This window comes from Butyrivibrio sp. X503, assembly GCF_003625475.1.
In the GTDB taxonomy this organism is placed as follows: Bacteria; Bacillota; Clostridia; order Lachnospirales; family Lachnospiraceae; genus Butyrivibrio.
Genome location: NZ_RAIQ01000004.1, coordinates 413897 through 431351 on the forward strand (window position 1 = coordinate 413897; position 17455 = coordinate 431351).

The 17455-nt window shown below is 41.3% G+C and carries 12 protein-coding genes; 1 reads left to right on the forward strand and 11 read right to left on the reverse strand.

The window, feature by feature from the left end:
* Positions 1–243: 243 nt before the first annotated feature.
* The 8 genes from D6853_RS09975 to D6853_RS10005 all read right to left on the reverse strand — a co-directional run bounded on the left by D6853_RS09975 (position 244) and on the right by D6853_RS10005 (position 7932).
* Positions 244–726, reverse strand: coding sequence for a flavodoxin (locus D6853_RS09975; RefSeq protein WP_120657853.1), 483 nt, complete (start codon positions 724–726; stop codon positions 244–246).
* A gap of 25 nt (positions 727–751) precedes the next feature.
* A complete protein-coding gene (locus tag D6853_RS09980) occupies positions 752–1051 on the reverse strand; it encodes a hypothetical protein (protein ID WP_120657854.1) in 300 nt (99 codons plus the stop codon).
* Positions 1052–1252: 201 nt separating this feature from the next.
* A complete protein-coding gene (locus D6853_RS09985; protein ID WP_120657855.1) occupies positions 1253–1459 on the reverse strand; it encodes a hypothetical protein in 207 nt (68 codons plus the stop codon).
* Positions 1460–1688: 229 nt separating this feature from the next.
* Positions 1689–1853, reverse strand: coding sequence for a hypothetical protein (locus tag D6853_RS15310; protein WP_158588725.1), 165 nt, complete (start codon positions 1851–1853; stop codon positions 1689–1691).
* A gap of 16 nt (positions 1854–1869) precedes the next feature.
* On the reverse strand, positions 1870–2373 hold the full coding sequence (locus D6853_RS09990; RefSeq protein ID WP_256372402.1) for a thioesterase II family protein: 504 nt from the start codon (positions 2371–2373) through the stop codon (positions 1870–1872).
* A complete protein-coding gene (locus D6853_RS09995; RefSeq protein WP_120657857.1) occupies positions 2342–3880 on the reverse strand; it encodes a DHH family phosphoesterase in 1539 nt (512 codons plus the stop codon). The genes D6853_RS09990 and D6853_RS09995 overlap by 32 nt, the downstream gene beginning before the upstream one ends.
* 188 nt (positions 3881–4068) lie before the next feature.
* The gene (locus D6853_RS10000; protein ID WP_120657858.1) at positions 4069–7221 is read right to left on the reverse strand and encodes a toll/interleukin-1 receptor domain-containing protein; all 3153 of its coding nucleotides are present in this window, start codon (positions 7219–7221) and stop codon (positions 4069–4071) included.
* Between the two features lie 69 nt (positions 7222–7290).
* A complete protein-coding gene (locus tag D6853_RS10005) occupies positions 7291–7932 on the reverse strand; it encodes an endonuclease III domain-containing protein (RefSeq protein ID WP_120657859.1) in 642 nt (213 codons plus the stop codon).
* A gap of 133 nt (positions 7933–8065) precedes the next feature.
* On the opposite strand from D6853_RS10005, the gene D6853_RS10010 reads away from it, so the two are divergent.
* Positions 8066–11383 carry a TIR domain-containing protein gene (locus D6853_RS10010; protein WP_120657860.1) on the forward strand — a complete coding sequence of 1106 codons (3318 nt, stop codon included), beginning with the start codon at positions 8066–8068 and terminating at the stop codon, positions 11381–11383.
* Positions 11384–11427: 44 nt separating this feature from the next.
* Here D6853_RS10010 and D6853_RS10015 read toward each other — a convergent pair whose 3' ends face one another.
* From D6853_RS10015 to D6853_RS10025, 3 genes are read right to left on the reverse strand one after another with little or no spacing between them, the layout of a single operon-like run.
* Entirely contained in the window at positions 11428–11979 is a 552-nt protein-coding gene (locus D6853_RS10015; RefSeq protein WP_120657861.1) for a GtrA family protein, read from the reverse strand.
* 36 nt (positions 11980–12015) lie between these two features.
* Positions 12016–14442 carry a glycoside hydrolase family 3 C-terminal domain-containing protein gene (locus tag D6853_RS10020; protein WP_120657862.1) on the reverse strand — a complete coding sequence of 809 codons (2427 nt, stop codon included), beginning with the start codon at positions 14440–14442 and terminating at the stop codon, positions 12016–12018.
* Between the two features lie 59 nt (positions 14443–14501).
* Positions 14502–17438: a glycoside hydrolase family 3 N-terminal domain-containing protein gene (locus D6853_RS10025; RefSeq protein WP_120657863.1), complete on the reverse strand. Its 2937-nt coding sequence runs from the start codon at positions 17436–17438 to the stop codon at positions 14502–14504.
* Positions 17439–17455: the final 17 nt, after the last annotated feature.

The window sequence follows — 17455 nt, forward strand, 5'->3', positions numbered from 1 at the left end:
CATGATAAGCGTTATGACTTTGAGACCCGCAAAACATGAGGAAGTAGCATTTGTGCGGATTCCGAATGTTTTAGAATTGCGAGAGTTACTTGTAACGAAGCAATTCGTGTCATCAGTCAGGGGCATAATGAAATTTTGCCCCTGACCTCATTATTATTACCTCAAAATTTTACCACACGCGGGACTGTTGTCAAATAATAAGAGCTGCCGTTTTTTCGGCAGCCCTAACGCTCATCATAAAACTTACTGTATATATTTATTAGCCCAGTTTTTAAGCTCATCGCGGGAAATTCCCACATTGAACTTCCTTCCTCCGTCGAAATGGATACGTGTATATGTATTCTGGAGGTCTTTTACGCTCTTATCGATATCGGTTCCTCCGGAAGTAGCAAAAAGAACTACATGCTTACCGGAAAACTCGTATTCCTCAAGGAATGAGTTGATGATATGAGGTGCCGTGTACCACCAGATCGGAAAGCCGATAAAAACGACATCCGCGCCTTCAACGCTGGCATTGCCGTCCGCAAGTTCCGGGCGCGATGTTATATCTTTCATCTCAATGCTGCTTCTTGAAAACTCATTCTGCCAGTTAAGATCCTCAGAAGTATATCTGTTCTTGGGCGCTATCTCATAGATATCCGCACCGATCTCCGCCGCCAACTGATTGGCGATGCTGGCAGTTACTCCGCTTGCTGAAAAGTACGCAACCAATATTTTTTTGCTCATCTGAACCCCCTCGTGTTTTTATTGGTTAAACAGGTTTGATAACAAGTCTCTGCGGCTCTACGTGCCTTGACTCGCCTTTTCTTCCGCGGCAGACAATGCCCTGCTCGATATTTATGAGCTCGACACGCTCCTTCATGGCTTCCATTATCTGCTTTACGGCGTTCTCATAGTCCTTCGGATCCATGGGAACAACATAGTCGTGATTGAGATGCTCGGTTGATATTACCGCCGATCTGTATCTCGTATCATACCTGATTCCGTAGAAAGTACACACTTCCGTGTTGAGAGTTCCGTTACTGTCACTACATTGCATCGCTATATACATGATGTCACCCTCCAACTAAACAGACTAGTGAAAAACAATAAACATTTATACAATTTAATGATAATACATTTTAATAAAATATGCTACATTTTCACACAAAACAAGCTTTTTGAGCGCTTTTTAAGTCAAAAAAATCCCGGCAGTATTCCTGCCGGGTTGATCTTTTACCAATTCACCTTATTAAATCGGTGCATCATGCACTTACTTACCCATAGATGCGATAAGAGCATCTATCTCTGCCTGGGACAACATTTTTCCCGAGTCTGCCGGAGATGCTGCCGCCGGTGTCGCAGAAGCTGCAGCTGCTGCAGGATTTGCGGCCATTCCCCCGCCGCCTTGCTGAGGTGATTTACCCATTATACTTGCAAGCAAAGCTTGCTGTTCTGCATTAAGCCCGTTAGAATCCATATGGAGACCCCTCATTCATAGATTGTTACTTTTTTGACTATCATACTTACGCACATAGTTCTGAATATATGTATATTGTATTTTAGTAAAAAAAATACGTCAAATAAATAGTTTATAAACTAATATAAACTATTTATGACCGGGGTTCAGTAAAGTAGCACCGTTCTAACGTTTCTTTTTTATTCAGGCAACGTTTCTGTTTTCCTTACCGGTTATGATACCTGCTTTTTCAAAATGCTTCTTTATCAAGAAAGCCCATCTGTATTCCGGGAAAAAGATTATAATTTGTAATAACTCCTTTTCCGGGGCAACCGTAATCAATTACCATTTTTTCTTTTTTATTTTCTATTACAGTAGCCTTATTTCCATACCACTCGTGCTTATAATTATCCATGATTATCCCTTAAAGACTATTCCAATTGCCTGTTTACTTCCTCTATCACACTTTCCATACTTGTTTTTACAAAAAAATGTTTTCCTTTAAATTGCTTAATTCCAAACGAATCTGTATAAATCTTCCATTTATCCATATCCTTTCCGTCCGCTTCGGAATCATTCGCTCCGTAAAAAGCAAATATAGGACACGAAAGCTTTACTTTGTCTTGCAAAACATACTGCTCATCCATAGTGAAATCCGCTCTGAGAAGAGGCATAAAGAATTCCACAATTTCCTTGTTATTCAATATTTCCGAAGGCGTACCTTCGAAGTGACTGATCTCATCCAGAAAATCACTGTCGCTTAATCTACATATCGGTCTGAGCTCCGGAATATGAGGAGCGCGACTTCCCGAAACCATAAGCCTGATGCATGGCTTTTTTCTTTTGTCATATGGGGTATTAAATAAAAAATCCCACGAAGATATTGTTCTTCGTGGGTGTTCTTTACATTTTTGCCTCTTTATACAGCTGATCAAAAAGATCTTTCTTTATGATGTAGATATCATGCGGGTCGTCTTCTCTGAAAGCGATGTAATCGCCGATACCGCCCGAATAATATTTTTCGTCATCCCAAGCGGTAAAGAGCTTTACGCACTTATCGAGAGGACGGGCAAAGATGCTGACATTTCCCTTGCTCACAGCATGTTTAACATAAGCCATGACGGATTTCTTTTCACCTGTGACACTGTTTTTTATGCTGGGATCGTATTCAAACTTTTTGTCAAAGCTGTCATCAAGCATCTTGTAGCTCTTTTTGAATTTTTCTTTTGCTATAGGATAGATCTCGCCCGTGATTCCGACCATGAGATAATGCGATTTATCTATAGTTATGTCGATATCGCCCTCTAAGGTTCTGACGGTGATCAAAGTCCCCTTGGGGAATACGTCGGTAAGCTTCACATAACCGAACTCCTGCGGGATCTTCACGTATTTCTTCATGCCGTCCATGCCAAGTGTAGTTTCTTTTGCATAGATGACTTCGTACATGTCAAAATACTCTTTCATGCGCTTATGAAGGTAATTTGTGGCAAGCGCTTCGAGCTTTCCCGAGCCTTTATCTTTTTTATCTTTATTCTCTTTGTACTTTTGCTTTAGCTTCTCCGGTCTAAGAGAGCCCCCGGCCTTGAATATATGGCCTCCTCCGCCGCCGAGGTCGCCTGCAAGAAATGCCGCAAGTTCATTGGCGTGAACCTCTTTTACGCAGCTGCGAACGGAAAACTTCACTTCCATGGGACTTACAAAATAGGCAAGGCAAACGTTAACGCCCGCAGTCTCAAGCGAAAAGTCGCTCATTACGCCGAGAATGTTGGGGTCGCATGCTTCCGCATGTATGATGAGATACTTTTCTTTTTTGAAGTACTTATAGTTAAGGATCGCGTTGCCCGTGATCTTGAGCTCGTTCAGCGAAATGTTGGAATTACTCATCTCCACGATAATGCTCTTGTTTACGATAAGCTCGTCCTGCATATCGCGGTCTAACGGGTGCGAAACCTCGGAAAACTTGTTGGTATCTGTATAGAGTCCATAGTAAAGAGCTGTTGCTAAAAGCGGATTGTCGTTGACATCAAGACCTTCTTTTTTGATAAGGTCCCAGACAAGCGTCGATGCACTTCCAAGGTTATTCCTTACATCGGAAAACTTCGGAAGATCGGCCGATTTCTGGTGATGATCGATGACCGCAATGTGATCTGCCTTTAGCTTGGATACATTCTTTTGCCCGTACTGACAGTCAACGGTGACAAGAAGCCCCTTCACTTTATCAAGCTCGGGCTCGTACGAAACCGGAATTTCAAGCTTATCGAGCATGATCTTGAGATTACTCTTTTGAATCTTGTTCTTGCCTTTGTATATGAGCTTTGCCTTCTTACCCATCTTTTCAAAGTACCACAAAAGAGCGTATCCCGACGCGAGCGCATCGGCATCCGGATTGTCGTGACACTGAATGGTTATGTTATTAAATTTCAGCAGCTCATTTAATCTCATAATACTTATTTTATCCCTTGCATGATATGCGAATTGCTACATGACTTACGTCATTTTCGCAATTCTACAAACATTCGGAAACCGTCAATTCACTACGTAAATTGCTATTTCCTCATGTTTGTTCGGGTCATAAAGTCAAAATGCTTAACATGCAAGCATGTACGCATTTTTGACTTTTGACACCTATATCATCCTATTCCGTAAGCGTCCTTCTGCTCCTGTGGCATCTCGTGATCCTTCAGGATGTCTTTGGCTTTTTTGATAAGGTCGTCTAAGTTGTAATGACGGAAGTAGCCGAGGCTTTTTTCACCGTTCTCATTCTTCGCCAAACACGGGAAGGTATCCGTAGGTTTGTGGTATCCCATGCTTGATGTAAGATACCCCAGTTCAATATAGCTGTCCATATCGAAAATATTGGTTATTGTTGAATAATGAAAATATATGCATGAATGTTCTGTATCAAAGGTAAAGGTACTCTCATAGTCCGCTGTACTGTTTGTAGTATATTCCGTCATCCCTACAAGATTTCCCGTCATTGCATCATATCTGCATAGATTACCGTCAGTAAATGGAACAATAAGAAGATCCTTTTCACTATCTTTTTCTTTTACAAAAACAGGTCTTCGCATTTTTACATCATGAATCGGAATAGAAGCTATATCATTGTTTTTTATGTCTTTTATGATTATGTTCTTTTCGTCAGTTACAGCGAACAAGCTTCCGTCATCATTCATCGATACACATACAGTATCATTCCAATCATCGTCATAAACTACGGGATATATCTCGTTTTCATTTATATCAATGATATAGTCCGGCTTTTTAGCATCTTGCGACCCATTTAATTTATTTGTCACAGGGGCATAGATAAAGCCTTGCTTTTCAAAGTAGTAAAGGTTTTCGATCCAAATATATTCATCTATAGGAAGACGATATTTATCGGTTTTTTGCGTTGCAATATCATATACTGATATAAATTGGTTTTCAAAACCATTCATTTCGATATAAACAATCTTACCGTTTTCGTATATAGGAATGTCATTTGATGAATAAGAAAACTTATTTATCTTCTCCGATGTGTATTCTCCGGTCTTATAATCGACGAAATAAACTCTAAGTTCATCACCGGACACAGTATTTTTATAGTTCAAAAGCAGTTTTCCGTCATAAGTTCCAAGGCAAGTAAAATGGTACGCTTTCTCTTCACTTCCGGGCTCGGCCAAAACAACTCTTTTGTTATACTTCTTATCATTAGGATCATAAAGGTCCAATATCACGCTCTCTTCTTCATCAAGAAGTACAGCGGCAACATTATCATCCATATATGAATAATAGATATTATCCGTCTTGGGAGAAGCATCATACGCTTTCCATTCTTTATCATATGAATCGTAGGAATACTGAGTTATACTTTTCCCGTTATTTTGAGATAAAAACAAACATCCAGCTCCAACCGTGCCTTTTCCAAGATTATCAATAAAATATTCCATGGAACTGATAGTATCTTTATCCTCGGGATCGGAAGACGTAGATCTTGCCATGCTACCGTTAAGGGTTATATAACTCGGTGAAGACTGATCCTTGCTAATATAAGCATAAACAATGGCTGAGTTAAGAGTGAAATGATGAAGTCTCTCTCCTGTTGCCACATCCCAAATATCTGAAGTATCACCGGAATAGTAAGCTATAGAATTATTGGCTTCTATATAAATAAAATCCGATTCATAATTGACATCATTGGTTATTAATTCATTGGTCCATTTTTCAGAAAGATCATCCGGATCAAGACAGTAAATCATATCGCGATCTGTCTTACATATATAAAATGAAGATAATCTGGTATTGCTGTTCATTGGATCTTCAGGATATGCCAAAAACAGCTCGTCATTTGTAGGAAAAAGTATATCCGCCGTATATTCCCCGTCCGTCATTTTGGATATTGCTTTATCGGATGTTATATCATATACTCCGATTCCGGTTTTTTGTTCTTTATCGGTAAAACTAAAGGCAATCTTTGTATTGTCCGGAGATAAACAGGTATTTCTAACCCATCCATCTAAAGAATCTTTAAACTCTTCCGGAAGCTTATATTCATCTATTACTTTTCCATCTTCCTGTGAATATATACGAAATGATCTATCAGACAACGCAAGCAATATATTCCCGTCCTTAGTTAAATTAATGGCTTTATCCGTACAAGACTCATCAATTGCTTGCTCCCAATCAGGCTTTCCGTTTTTCACATTGATACATGTAATAAAGTAGTCACCTAACATTATCGCTCTTCCATCGGAAATAAACTTAAAACATGTAGGAACAAGTTTGTCATTCTTGGGATTGTAATTGTAGAGCTCTTTATGACTGTCCGTATCCCATATTTTTATATTTCCGAATTGATCCATTGCTTCCAAATACTTATTATCGGAATCCACATTCAGAGCTTCTATTCTTCCGGGCATCTCATAATTCCATATTGATGTGATATCGTTATAATCATTTGAAACATACGCCATTGTTGCCTGCGTAATCGCACGAAGAGCTTCCGTCGTGACAGGTCTGTCCGGCATCTCCTCACCGGGAAGAGCCGCAAGAGCCAAATGTAGCGCATCAATTCTGTTCTGATTATCAAGAAGCTTCTCCGATTCATTCGCAAGATACTTAGACTGACTGACAAGAGAAGCACGATAGCTATCATTAACCTTTTTGTTGCTGTATATCAAATTGCCGACAAAAGCAAGCATTACAGCCATTACCACAGCAAAAACAGCGGTCAGTCTTTTCATCTTGTACTGACGCTGTCTATCCATAAGTTCGTTATATCCGCAGCCTATAAGAGCTGCCGCAAGACGCGGAAGTTCAGTGTTTTTGGCTTCTCTTACAGGAAGTCTGAAATCACAGGAAAGCGGCTCAACGGGTATTGTTACCGTTTCCTCGATACCAAGTTCATTAACCCTGGTAACTTCTTTATTCTTAAGTATCTCGGGTACCACATCAACCGGCTCACCGTCTGCCAATACCGTAAGGATCTGATCCTGAGTGTGGTTCTTTAAAAAGAGCTTTATCTCTCTTTCAACCCACATGGATTTGCAAGTATTGGTGGAGCATATTACTATAAGATAGTCAGCATTCTCAAGTGCCTCTGCGATTGTTCCGCTAAGGTCACTAGTGATCGGAAGCTCGTCGGTATCCCTAAAGATCCTCTCGATCTTTTTCATGCCGGTCTTTTTTCTGATCTTGTGCGGAATGTGATAGTGTTCAAGACCACGCTCAACCATTGCTGCGATCTTATTATCGAGCTCAGCGTGTTTGTAAGATATAAAAGCATTGTAATGTGTACTCATTTACCCCAACTTCCTCTTTGTTACATCATTTATAATATTTATCACTGATTATTATACAAGAAAGGTTCTCTATGACCAAGATTTTTTTCCTGTCTTACAAACATCCTTTAGACAGCATCTTTCGCAGTCAGGCCTTCTGGCCACGCATACCGCTCTCCCATGCAGCACAAACCTGTGGCAAAGATCATTTCCCTCTTCCGGAGGAATTATCTTCCAAAGTTCTTTCTCCACTTTTCCGGGTTCCTTGATATTGTCGACCAGACCGATAAGATTACAGAGCCTGATGCAATGAGTGTCCGTAACAATCGCAGGTTTTCCGAACACATCCCCCATTAAGAGATTAGCACTCTTTCTTCCGACACCGGGAAGGGCAAGCAATTCCTCCATGGTATCGGGAACTTTACAGTCATATTTATCTCTCAGCATTTTCATGCAAGCAGAAATATCCCTGGCTTTTGAATTACCCAGACCACAAGGTCTGACTATTTTTTCTATATCCTCAACCGCAGCATCGGCAAGTGCTTGTATTGACGGAAACTTCTCATATAACAAAGGAGTGATCATATCAACCCTTGCATCGGTGCACTGAGCCGCAAGGCGAACACTCACAAGCAATTGCCATGCCTTATCATAAGCGAGCGTGCATTTTGCCTCCGGATATTCTTTTTTCAGCCTCTCGATAACCTCCGCGGCCAGTTTTTTCTTAGTCATAATCCGTATATTTTTCAATCCTTTCTTGTTTTTTCTTTCTCTATATATTATTCTATTTACAGTTTATGTAATATATCGTAAAAAAATATTTTTAATATATCATAAATCGCAAAAAGGAACGGGGTTAAATAGAATGAGTATACACTATAATGCATTTATATCATACAAACATGCGGATCTTGACAACAAGATCGCGGCATATGTCGAAAAGCATCTTGAGCACTTTCATATTCCCGGTAAAATAAGGAAAAAAACCGGCATGAAAAAGATCGAGAGAATCTTTAGGGACACCGATGAGCTTCCGATCACCAGTGATCTCAGCGCCACTATCGAAGATGCTCTTACAAATGCTGACTATCTTATAGTAGTATGCTCCACCAATACTTGCAAATCCATGTGGGTTGAGAGAGAGATTAATTTCTTTTTAAAAAATCACCCCAAAGAAAATATACTGACAGTCCTTGCCGCGGGTGAACCCGCCGATGTCGTTCCTGAAATCCTCAAGAACAAAGAAGTTACGAGAATAAACGAAAACGGTGAATCCGTTACTGTTATAGAGCCTGTTGAGCCGCTCTCCTGCGACTTTAGGCTCCCTCTTCGCGTGGCCAAAAACACTGAAATACCAAGGCTCGCCGCTGCCCTTATAGGCTGCCAATACAACGAACTCATGGACAGACAGCGCCAGTACAAGATGAAGCGCCTCACTGCTGTCTTTGCAGGTATAATGGCTCTGTCCATAGGCTTTGGTGCGTACATGTTTAACAGTAAGCAGCAGATCAATGAAAGCTATCGCGCTTCCCTTATAAGCCAGTCCAGATACCTTGCCAACGAATCAGAAAAACTCCTGGAAGATGAACAGCGAATCGACGCTCTTCATCTTGCTCTTGCTGCCCTTCCAAGCGAAGAAATGCCTGACAGACCCGTGACCGTTGAGGCTGTAAGAGCCATCACACAGGCTACAGAAGCTTATGTTCCCCAATTAACTTCAAACATCGAGGCTGAATGGACGTACGAACTTCCCAGCGAAGTAGTCGAGCTTCGCATAGATCCCGAATATGGTAATATAGCTGCTATGGATGACGAAGGCAATGTCAAAGTCTGGGATAAGGATACACGCAAAGAGATTTATTCTTATTCAGAAGGTGATCTGAATAAATGCGCTAATTATATTGCCGTCTATAATGGTAATCTGATAATCATATGCAATAGCTCTGTTATTTCAATTGATCCCCGAAGCGGTAAAACCAACTGGACTACAGGTCACTTGGAAAGCGCAATAGAATGTGAACATCCAATCGAACTGACTAATGACGATAACATCCTTATCGCCCTTCGCACCGGAAAATTTATTGTGATCTCCGAGAAAGACGGCTCTGTTATTAATACATATGATCTTTCTCAAAATGTTATAGAAGACATGAATAACATTGACATAAGCGTATTTCGTATAAATGACATGGCTCTTTCTAACGATAATACAAAGATTGCATTTTCTTATACCACAAATGATAATAATAAACTATTAGATTTAAACAGTTATACCAAACGATTGGGTATCTATGATATTTCTTCAGGTAGCACCGCTGTTTATGAGTCTGCTTTTGAAGACATTGAGGATATGTGCTTTTCAGAGGATGGCGATCTGTTCCTCTCTATATTAGATGATCCCAATTCGTTAAGTACAATTTATCGAAACGAGACAACCTTAAAAAACTCGCGTCTAACAATTTGCCGCATATCTCCTGAAGACTTTTCCGTTAAGTGGGCTGAAGACTTTTCATGCAGTGATATTATCATAGATTCCGGACTGATCTATAAAGAAAAGCACAATACCCTTTCATACTACGCCGGAGATACGGCTGTTGTATATGATGCATCAAGCGGAGAAGAGCTCCATAACTTTGATCTTAATTCATCAATAGTATATGGAATAGATCTTAACGAGGCATCATCTGTTCCCTTTTTTATAACGGCTTCCGGTTGTTATACCGAAGAAGGACCTTCCTTTACAGGGGATAAAAACGATATCTTCCTTTTCAAACACTTTTCCGATGATCTTTGTGACGCATTGGTCTGTCAAGGTATCTATACGGTAAAAAAAGATAGCAACCAGATTATTTATTACGGCGTATATGTATATGACAAAGAATGGGAAAGCTATAAAGATGCTCCTGTGACAAACGGTTATTATACTACTTATCTTGATGATAATATTGCTGCCATAGTAAATGTACAGGATAGCGATGTTATTATTGATTTTTATGATCCTTCCAATAAATCATTTATTACAAGTGCCAAGATCAAAGATGGATACAACGGTCCTGCACATACCGATCCTCAAATTCTTGGGGTCTATAATGATAAGCTGATAATGCGTCATAATAATTATGATCAAGGAGAATTCTCTCCTTCAGGTTCAACTATATACTTCATTGATTCCAAAACAGGTAATATCGAATCAAATTATTACGATTTGAATGCCATACATGATCCCAATGCTACAGCTTACAAAGACGGTAAGCTTCTATATACAAGTATAGAATCAGATAATGAGTATGTTGTTATACATGATATAGAAAGTAATACAAATAAACAGTACCTGCTCCCGCCTACGCCAGAAAAAAGAGATGGACGTATTATAAATAGACTCGCTTTAAATGAAGAACAGGGATATTTATATTGTGCAAGCATCAAAACTCATTATAATGGCCTTAACGGAAGTAACATTGACCCCTCTTCATTAAATCTTACACAGTTTACCAACGATATTTTTACCAACACTCCTGAAGACTATATCATTAACATTAATGATACCGAGCCAAAGTTAACCCCTGTGAAATTAAGTGAATCTTGGATCGAAACGGAATATGTGGAAATCAATGATTCAGGCACACGTATCGCTGCAACAGACGGACAGACTATTTCAATATGCAATACCGAAGGCGAAATTTTGTCCAATATATCAATTCAACATAAACAAATGCTTGGATTCTCTTTCTATAAAGAACCTGCCACCAAAAGAGAACTCTTAATTGTTCCGTATTCAGATGGAAATGTATGCAGATATGACGTTGATACAGGTTCTTTGGTATATAGAAATACTTTTTCCATTAGTTCTTATGATACAACGTTTAGATTTACTGAAGTTTTTTATCCAAATTTATATTCAACGTTTACTTTTGACACCGAACATTCTTGCATGTATTTAAATAATTTACTTGTGACTAATATATTTGATCTGAACACTTTTACAGAACTTGGATGTATAAAGAACTCACTTGGTTATCACGGACCCACGGATACTTTTCTCGCCGTTTCCACTGATTCTGGCACAGATTGCCACTTAGGATACTTTAAGCACTACACTCTGAAAGATCTTATCAGAAAAGCAAAAGAAATCCTGGGTGACCACGAGATGCCCCAGGAACAAAAAGACTCTTATGGAATATAAAAAACTCAGGATTTCTTTTATTTAACACGGGTGTCGCATGATGCTTATTTCTTTGCTTCTCCCTCTGGGAAGATGATCTTATTAACAAAGAAGAATATTATCATGCTGACGCCGCCGTTGAGGACTGTGGTTCCTATGTTGTATACGAAGTCGGGAACGAACCGGCCGGCTACTGCCACCCAAGCACAATTTATGGAATTAACTATGCAGGTGATCACGCAGAAAGCGATGAAATACCACATTGCCTGATACCAGATGTTTCCTTTACTTCTAAACACGAAGCTGCGCTGGATGGGAAAGTTTACGCACTCTCCGATCACCATAGCGACCATGTACGCTGCGAAGTAGGCAAGTCCGCCTTGCGCTGTGTCATAGCCGATGATGTTCCATTTAAAATCAACTCCGAAGAGATTGACGGGAATTCCCGGCCAACCGAATGCCTTGTCTCCGAGTCCCTTAAACGCGTAGGGAAGGAACTGAAGTATCAGATACTTAAAGACTGTGATGACGTTAGAGACAATAACAAACAGTCCGCCCTCTCTTATCCACTTCGCTGCTTTTGGGTGCTTGGTAGCATATTCATTCCAAAAGTTCATAATATTTCCTCCAAATCAATATACTTATGTACCAGCTTATTCAGCTCTCTTTAGCATGCTCTCATAAGCTCTGTTCTTTCTGCTGTTTCTGAAATATCCGCCGATTATCTTTCCAAGGCCCTTAAAGAAATGACCGTTTACAAGCTTAACAATACCGTCTACCATCTCCATGCTGACAGCGCCCTGAGTCATCTTCGCCATTGCCCTAAACGGCATGTTGTAGATGAACATGATGTTGAGATCGGGCTTTCCGCTCTCATCGGCTTTTTTCTTCATTGCCGTAAGGCGTCTGTAAGCAAATCTTGCAAGTCCGCTCTTAGCGTAGTACATCTGGCAAATAGCGTCGTTCTCGCCGAGAAGTCCGCTCCAGTTTCCGTCCGGAATCTTACTTCCGAGAAGCTTCTCATACTCGGAATCTTCAACAAGCTGCACGTTTCCGGAGTAATATGATGAAAGTCCGGAAGGCTCGTACGGATAATCCGCTGTCGTTCCGTTTACAAAAAGACCTGTCGAAAGCTTGATATCTGCGCTGCTTGCGCCGATCATCACGGTATAATTACCTTCTTCGATCTCCCACTTATCAGTTTTTACGTTAAAATAACGGAATGTTTTATCGTCAAAAGAGATCCTGACTTCCTTACTTTCTCCCGCCTTTAAAAAGACTTTGGTAAAGCCCTTCAGTTCTTTCTTTGGTCTGAAAACAACAGCACCCTTTAAGGAAACATAGAGCTGGCAAACCTCCGCACCGTCCCTGCTTCCGACATTTTTAAGGGTAAATGATACTCCTTCTCTGTCTGCTTTCATATTACTGTATTCAAAGCTTGTATATGAAAGTCCGAAGCCAAACGGATAGAGAACCGGAATATTTGCGGTGTCATAATATCTGTAACCGACATAAAGGCTTTCTCTGTACTCGGAAGTTCTCTCGCGGCTCGGATAGTAGCGATAGCATGAAGTATCCTCAAGTCTCCTCGGAATAGTCTCGGAAAGCTTACCCGAAGGATTGACGTCACCTGTGAGTATATCGAGCACAGCTCCTGCGCCTGCCTGTCCGTTGAGATAGCAGTGAAGAAGCGCTTTGAAATGATGATGCCAAGGCATCTCTATAGCAGAACCTGCGCTTATAATTCCAACAAGATTTGGATTAACCTGTGCAAGCTCCTGAAGGAGATTGATCTGATTCTGAGGTATTCTCATATGGTTTCTGTCCATTCCCTCGGACTCGCTGTCTTCATTAAGTCCAAAGAAGAAAAGAACCACATCAGCCTTAGCAGCAAGATCAAGAGCTTCTTTCTTGGTTGCCGCATCCTCTTCGCCGTTTCTGGAATAGCCTCTACTCTTGCCCACAACCTTAAGATTGTAATTATCTATCATCTCAACCACGGTTTCGATCTTGGTAGGATTAACAAGAGAAGAACCTGCTCCCTGATATCTTGGAACAAATGCAAAATCACCTATAACGGCAACACTTACTCCGCTCTTAAGCGGAAGGATCGCGCTTTCGTTTTTAAGAAGGATTGCACTCTCGGCTGCCGCTTTCCTTGCTATGTTATGATGAGCATTTTTGTCAAATTCATCTCTCTTTCCCTTGGCGTTCTCACTAAGAGCAAGAACAACGTCAAGGAGTTCGTCTACTCTTTTATCTACATCTTCCTGTCTTATCTTGCCGCATCTTACAGCCTCGATAAGCTCTCTTGCAGAATCAAGTCCGGGGTTGGGCATTTCAAGATTGGAGCCTGCCGCCACACCAAGCGCGTGATCGTTTGAAGCGCCCCAGTCGGTAATCACGATTCCGTCAAAGCCCCATTCTTTTCTCAATATATCATTCAAAAGATGCTTATTCTCGTTGGCATAGGTTCCGTTGATCTCATTGTATGCAGACATGATGGTCTTCGCCTTACCCTCTTTTACCGCGATCTCGAAACCTGTAAGATAAATCTCTCTCAATGTTCTTTCATCGATCACGGAATTCATTGCCATTCGTCTAAGCTCTTGAGAATTGACTGCAAAGTGCTTGGGGCACGCATATACGCCTTTTGACTGAATACCCTTTACGTATGAAGCAGCCATTTTACCCGCAAGATAAGGATCTTCGGAAAAATACTCAAAGTTTCTTCCGCAAAGAGGACTTCTCTTGATGTTAAGTCCGGGGCCAAGAAGAACGTTAACGCCTTCAGCCATAGCCTCTTCACCGAGAGTACTTCCGATCTCTTCGCCAAGCTTCTCATCCCAGCTTCCTGCAATAGTAGCTGCTGTAGGAAAACATGTGGCGGGAACGGACGCGTTGAGTCCAAGGTGGTCTCCTGCTCCTGCCTGCTTTCTCACACCGTGAGGGCCGTCTGAGCAAAAGATTGAAGGAATGCCGAGTCTTTCAAAATCTCTTGACTGCCATTCTCCCTTTCCGCTAAGGAACGCTGCCTTTTCTTCTATTGTCATCTTCTCAATGATATCCTGATGTTTCATGGGTTTCCCCTCTCTATATTTAAAGGGTAGGGGGCAAAAGCCCCCCACCGTGAAATTATTTATTCAGCAGTAACCTGCTCAGTATTTTTTTCCTTAAGATATCTCTTAATGAACTTGAACATAAGGAATGCCATAAGTGCTGCAAGGATCACATCAACAACGATCATGATAACCTGCCACTTAGCCATGCCCATCTTAAGGTTCTCGGGAGCATAAGCTCTTGAGTTAACTACAGTGTAGAGAATGTTCTTGGTTGCATCACGCATAGCTGTCTGCGCACCGGGTGTTTCTCTGAACTGTACGTTGTTTGTTGCAGTAGGATAGTTAACGAGCATGCAGTCTGTACCGTTTCTGATAGCCTGATCTGAGCTCATGTATCCGTAAACACCGAAGTAATCTGTAAGTGCAAAGCCCTTGAAGCCCCACTCATCTCTGAGTACAGTCTTCATAAGTGTGCTGCTGCCGCCTGCCCAACGGTTACCGATGTAGTTGAAGGAAGACATTACCGCACAGATATCAACATTCTTTACGCATCTCTCGAAAGGCTTAAGGTAGATCTCACGGATAGCCTGCTCATTGGACCATGTGCAGAGCATATCAAGTCTGTTCTGCTCCTGATCGTTCATGGCAAAGTGCTTGATGTAAGCATATACACCATTCTCCCATGAACCCTTACAAGCTTCAGATGCGATATATCCTGAAAGAACTCCGTCCTCTGAGTAGTACTCAAAGTTACGTCCTGCAAATGCTGTTCTGTGAATGTTCATGGCAGGTGCATACCAACCTGATACATCCATCTCATTAGCCATCTTTCCGATGTAATCACCAAAGCTGTGAGCAAGGTCTTTGTTAAATGTAGCTGCAATTGTAACTCCTACAGGGAATCCGAGTGATCCTACCTGTGTGAAGTTGTTGTTGATCGAAGCAGGACCGTCACAGTCATTTGTACGAACCTTGCCGATTGACTCAACTGAGTTGGTCTGATATCCGCCAAGTGAAATAAGTGCGTTCATATCATCAAGTGACATTGAATCAAGAAGCTCATCCCACTTAGCATCGTTTCTGTCTGCGCCGCGAAGATCTGCAAGCTTAAGAGTTGTAGTAGCTCCTGTCTTAATTGCCTGTGCAGCGGGATCTTCATCCTGTGCCGTAGCTTCGGGTGTAAGGTAGTTACTGATATTATAGAAAGTGCTCTTTGCATCGGCGCTCATCTCGTAGCTTGCGGGAGCCTTTGTAGCCTCTTCATAGTTAGCAAATCCATCGGCTCTTGAAAGGTATGTAAGTCCGCCGTTAGCATAGTCAAAAGTATTTGTTGCCGTAACAAGATCGCTATCTCTCTTGTTATCTCCGTTATATGTAACAGTCTCGCCGACATTGTATGTCTTTGAATCAATTACATTGTGTGAATCTGAGTTGATTGAGATCACATACTCGCCTGCCTCAAGAACATAGCCCTTAGCATCCTGATAATCGTAAGAAGCCATATCTTCTACAGCAAATGTGATGTGAACTGTCTCGGAAGCACCGGGCTCAAGCATTCCTGTCTTTTCAAACTGAACAAGGTTAGCGCTTGCCTTCTCAATGCCGCCGTTTGTGTAAGGAGGATTGTAATAAACTTCTACTACATCCTTACCTGCTTTGTCGCCTGTATTGGTTACAGTTACGTCAAAAGAGATATTTCCGTCAGCTTCTGTGATCTCACCCATCTCCTGCTTGAAGCTTGTGTATGAAAGTCCGTAGCCGAAAGGATACTGAACTGTCTGATCATAATCGATAAGTCCCTCAAGCGCTGCTGTCTCATAGAACTTATAACCTACATAGATACCCTCTACATAGTTGATAAATGAAACAATAGATGTTGACTCTGTGCCTGTAAATCCTACAGAAGTATAAGCAAAGTCATCCATATTTGTGTAGTTGAAGTCACCGAAGTTATTCCACCAAGGTGTCTTTTCATAGTCATAAACATAAGTGTCAATAGTTTTTCCCGAAGGATTAACCTCACCCGTTACGATCTCGCCAAGAGCTGCCATTCCTACGTGACCCATTCCTGCTGCCCAGAGAGCACTCTTGATCTGAGGGTGATCATTTATAAATCCGAGTTCAAAAGAATTTGCTCCGTTGTAAACAAGGATAACCTTATCAAAGTTATCGCATACAAGGTCGATCATCTCTTCTTCTCTGTTTGTAAGCTGAAGATAGTGATCACCTGCATCCCAGTCTTTTCCTTCGTTGAGTGTATCGTCATACACACCTGCCGTATAAGTTGTTCCGTCCTGATATGAACCGTCTACAACTGCAACCATATCAGCGGGAAGATCAGCACCCTCACCACCTGAACGGCTGATAACGATCATTGCCGTATCAGAGAAATTCTTGGCATTGTCTATAAGCTCCTGAGAATAAAGAGAAACGTTGGGTTCGGGAAGAGTCCAATCCTGTGCCCACATTCCAACCTCAGGTCTTCCTGTCTTATAATCCGTATAGAACTTAGTAAGTTCTGCGTTAGTCTCAATTCCCGCATCCTTTAAAGAATCAAGAAGTGAGATCTTTGCATAAGCATCGTTAAGTGATCCCGATCCTGCTCCACCAAGGATCGCATCTGTTGAAGCCCATCCGAATACGTTGAGCTTAGATCCCGATGCTACGGGAAGAGTGTTGTCCTTGTTCTCCAAAAGAACTATTCCCTCTTCCGCGATCTGCTTAGCGAGAACGGTTGCTTCGTCAGAAGTTTCTTTTGTGATTGTTCCGCTTCCGCTCACAAGATCAAGCATTGTACGCATAGGTCCTGTGCAGATCATATTTACGCTTACGCAGATACCAACGATCATTGCTACAAGCGCAGTGCCTCTAATGAGCCTTTTAACCGGCTTTTTCATTTTCATAACCGCAACCATGCATATAACAGCAAGTGCAATTATGATTCCGATAGCTATCAAATAAGGTCTGATAGAAGAAATGACGTTTAACACGTCGTCCATATTGATAGATAACATGATATAACCTCCCTTTT

Bases quoted from the DNA above. Each gene is read 5' to 3' on its own strand.
- D6853_RS10010 (WP_120657860.1), top strand. From the start codon at position 8,066: ATGAGTATACACTATAATGCATTTATATCATACAAACATGCGGATCTT.
- D6853_RS10000 (WP_120657858.1), bottom strand. From the start codon at position 7,221: ATGAGTACACATTACAATGCTTTTATATCTTACAAACACGCTGAGCTC.
- D6853_RS10020 (WP_120657862.1), bottom strand. From the start codon at position 14,442: ATGAAACATCAGGATATCATTGAGAAGATGACAATAGAAGAAAAGGCA.
- D6853_RS09980 (WP_120657854.1), bottom strand. From the start codon at position 1,051: ATGTATATAGCGATGCAATGTAGTGACAGTAACGGAACTCTCAACACG.
- D6853_RS10025 (WP_120657863.1), bottom strand. From the start codon at position 17,438: ATGTTATCTATCAATATGGACGACGTGTTAAACGTCATTTCTTCTATC.
- D6853_RS09975 (WP_120657853.1), bottom strand. From the start codon at position 726: ATGAGCAAAAAAATATTGGTTGCGTACTTTTCAGCAAGCGGAGTAACT.
- D6853_RS09985 (WP_120657855.1), bottom strand. From the start codon at position 1,459: ATGGATTCTAACGGGCTTAATGCAGAACAGCAAGCTTTGCTTGCAAGT.
- D6853_RS10005 (WP_120657859.1), bottom strand. From the start codon at position 7,932: ATGACTAAGAAAAAACTGGCCGCGGAGGTTATCGAGAGGCTGAAAAAA.
- D6853_RS09995 (WP_120657857.1), bottom strand. From the start codon at position 3,880: ATGAGATTAAATGAGCTGCTGAAATTTAATAACATAACCATTCAGTGT.
- D6853_RS10015 (WP_120657861.1), bottom strand. From the start codon at position 11,979: ATGAACTTTTGGAATGAATATGCTACCAAGCACCCAAAAGCAGCGAAG.
- D6853_RS15310 (WP_158588725.1), bottom strand. From the start codon at position 1,853: ATGGATAATTATAAGCACGAGTGGTATGGAAATAAGGCTACTGTAATA.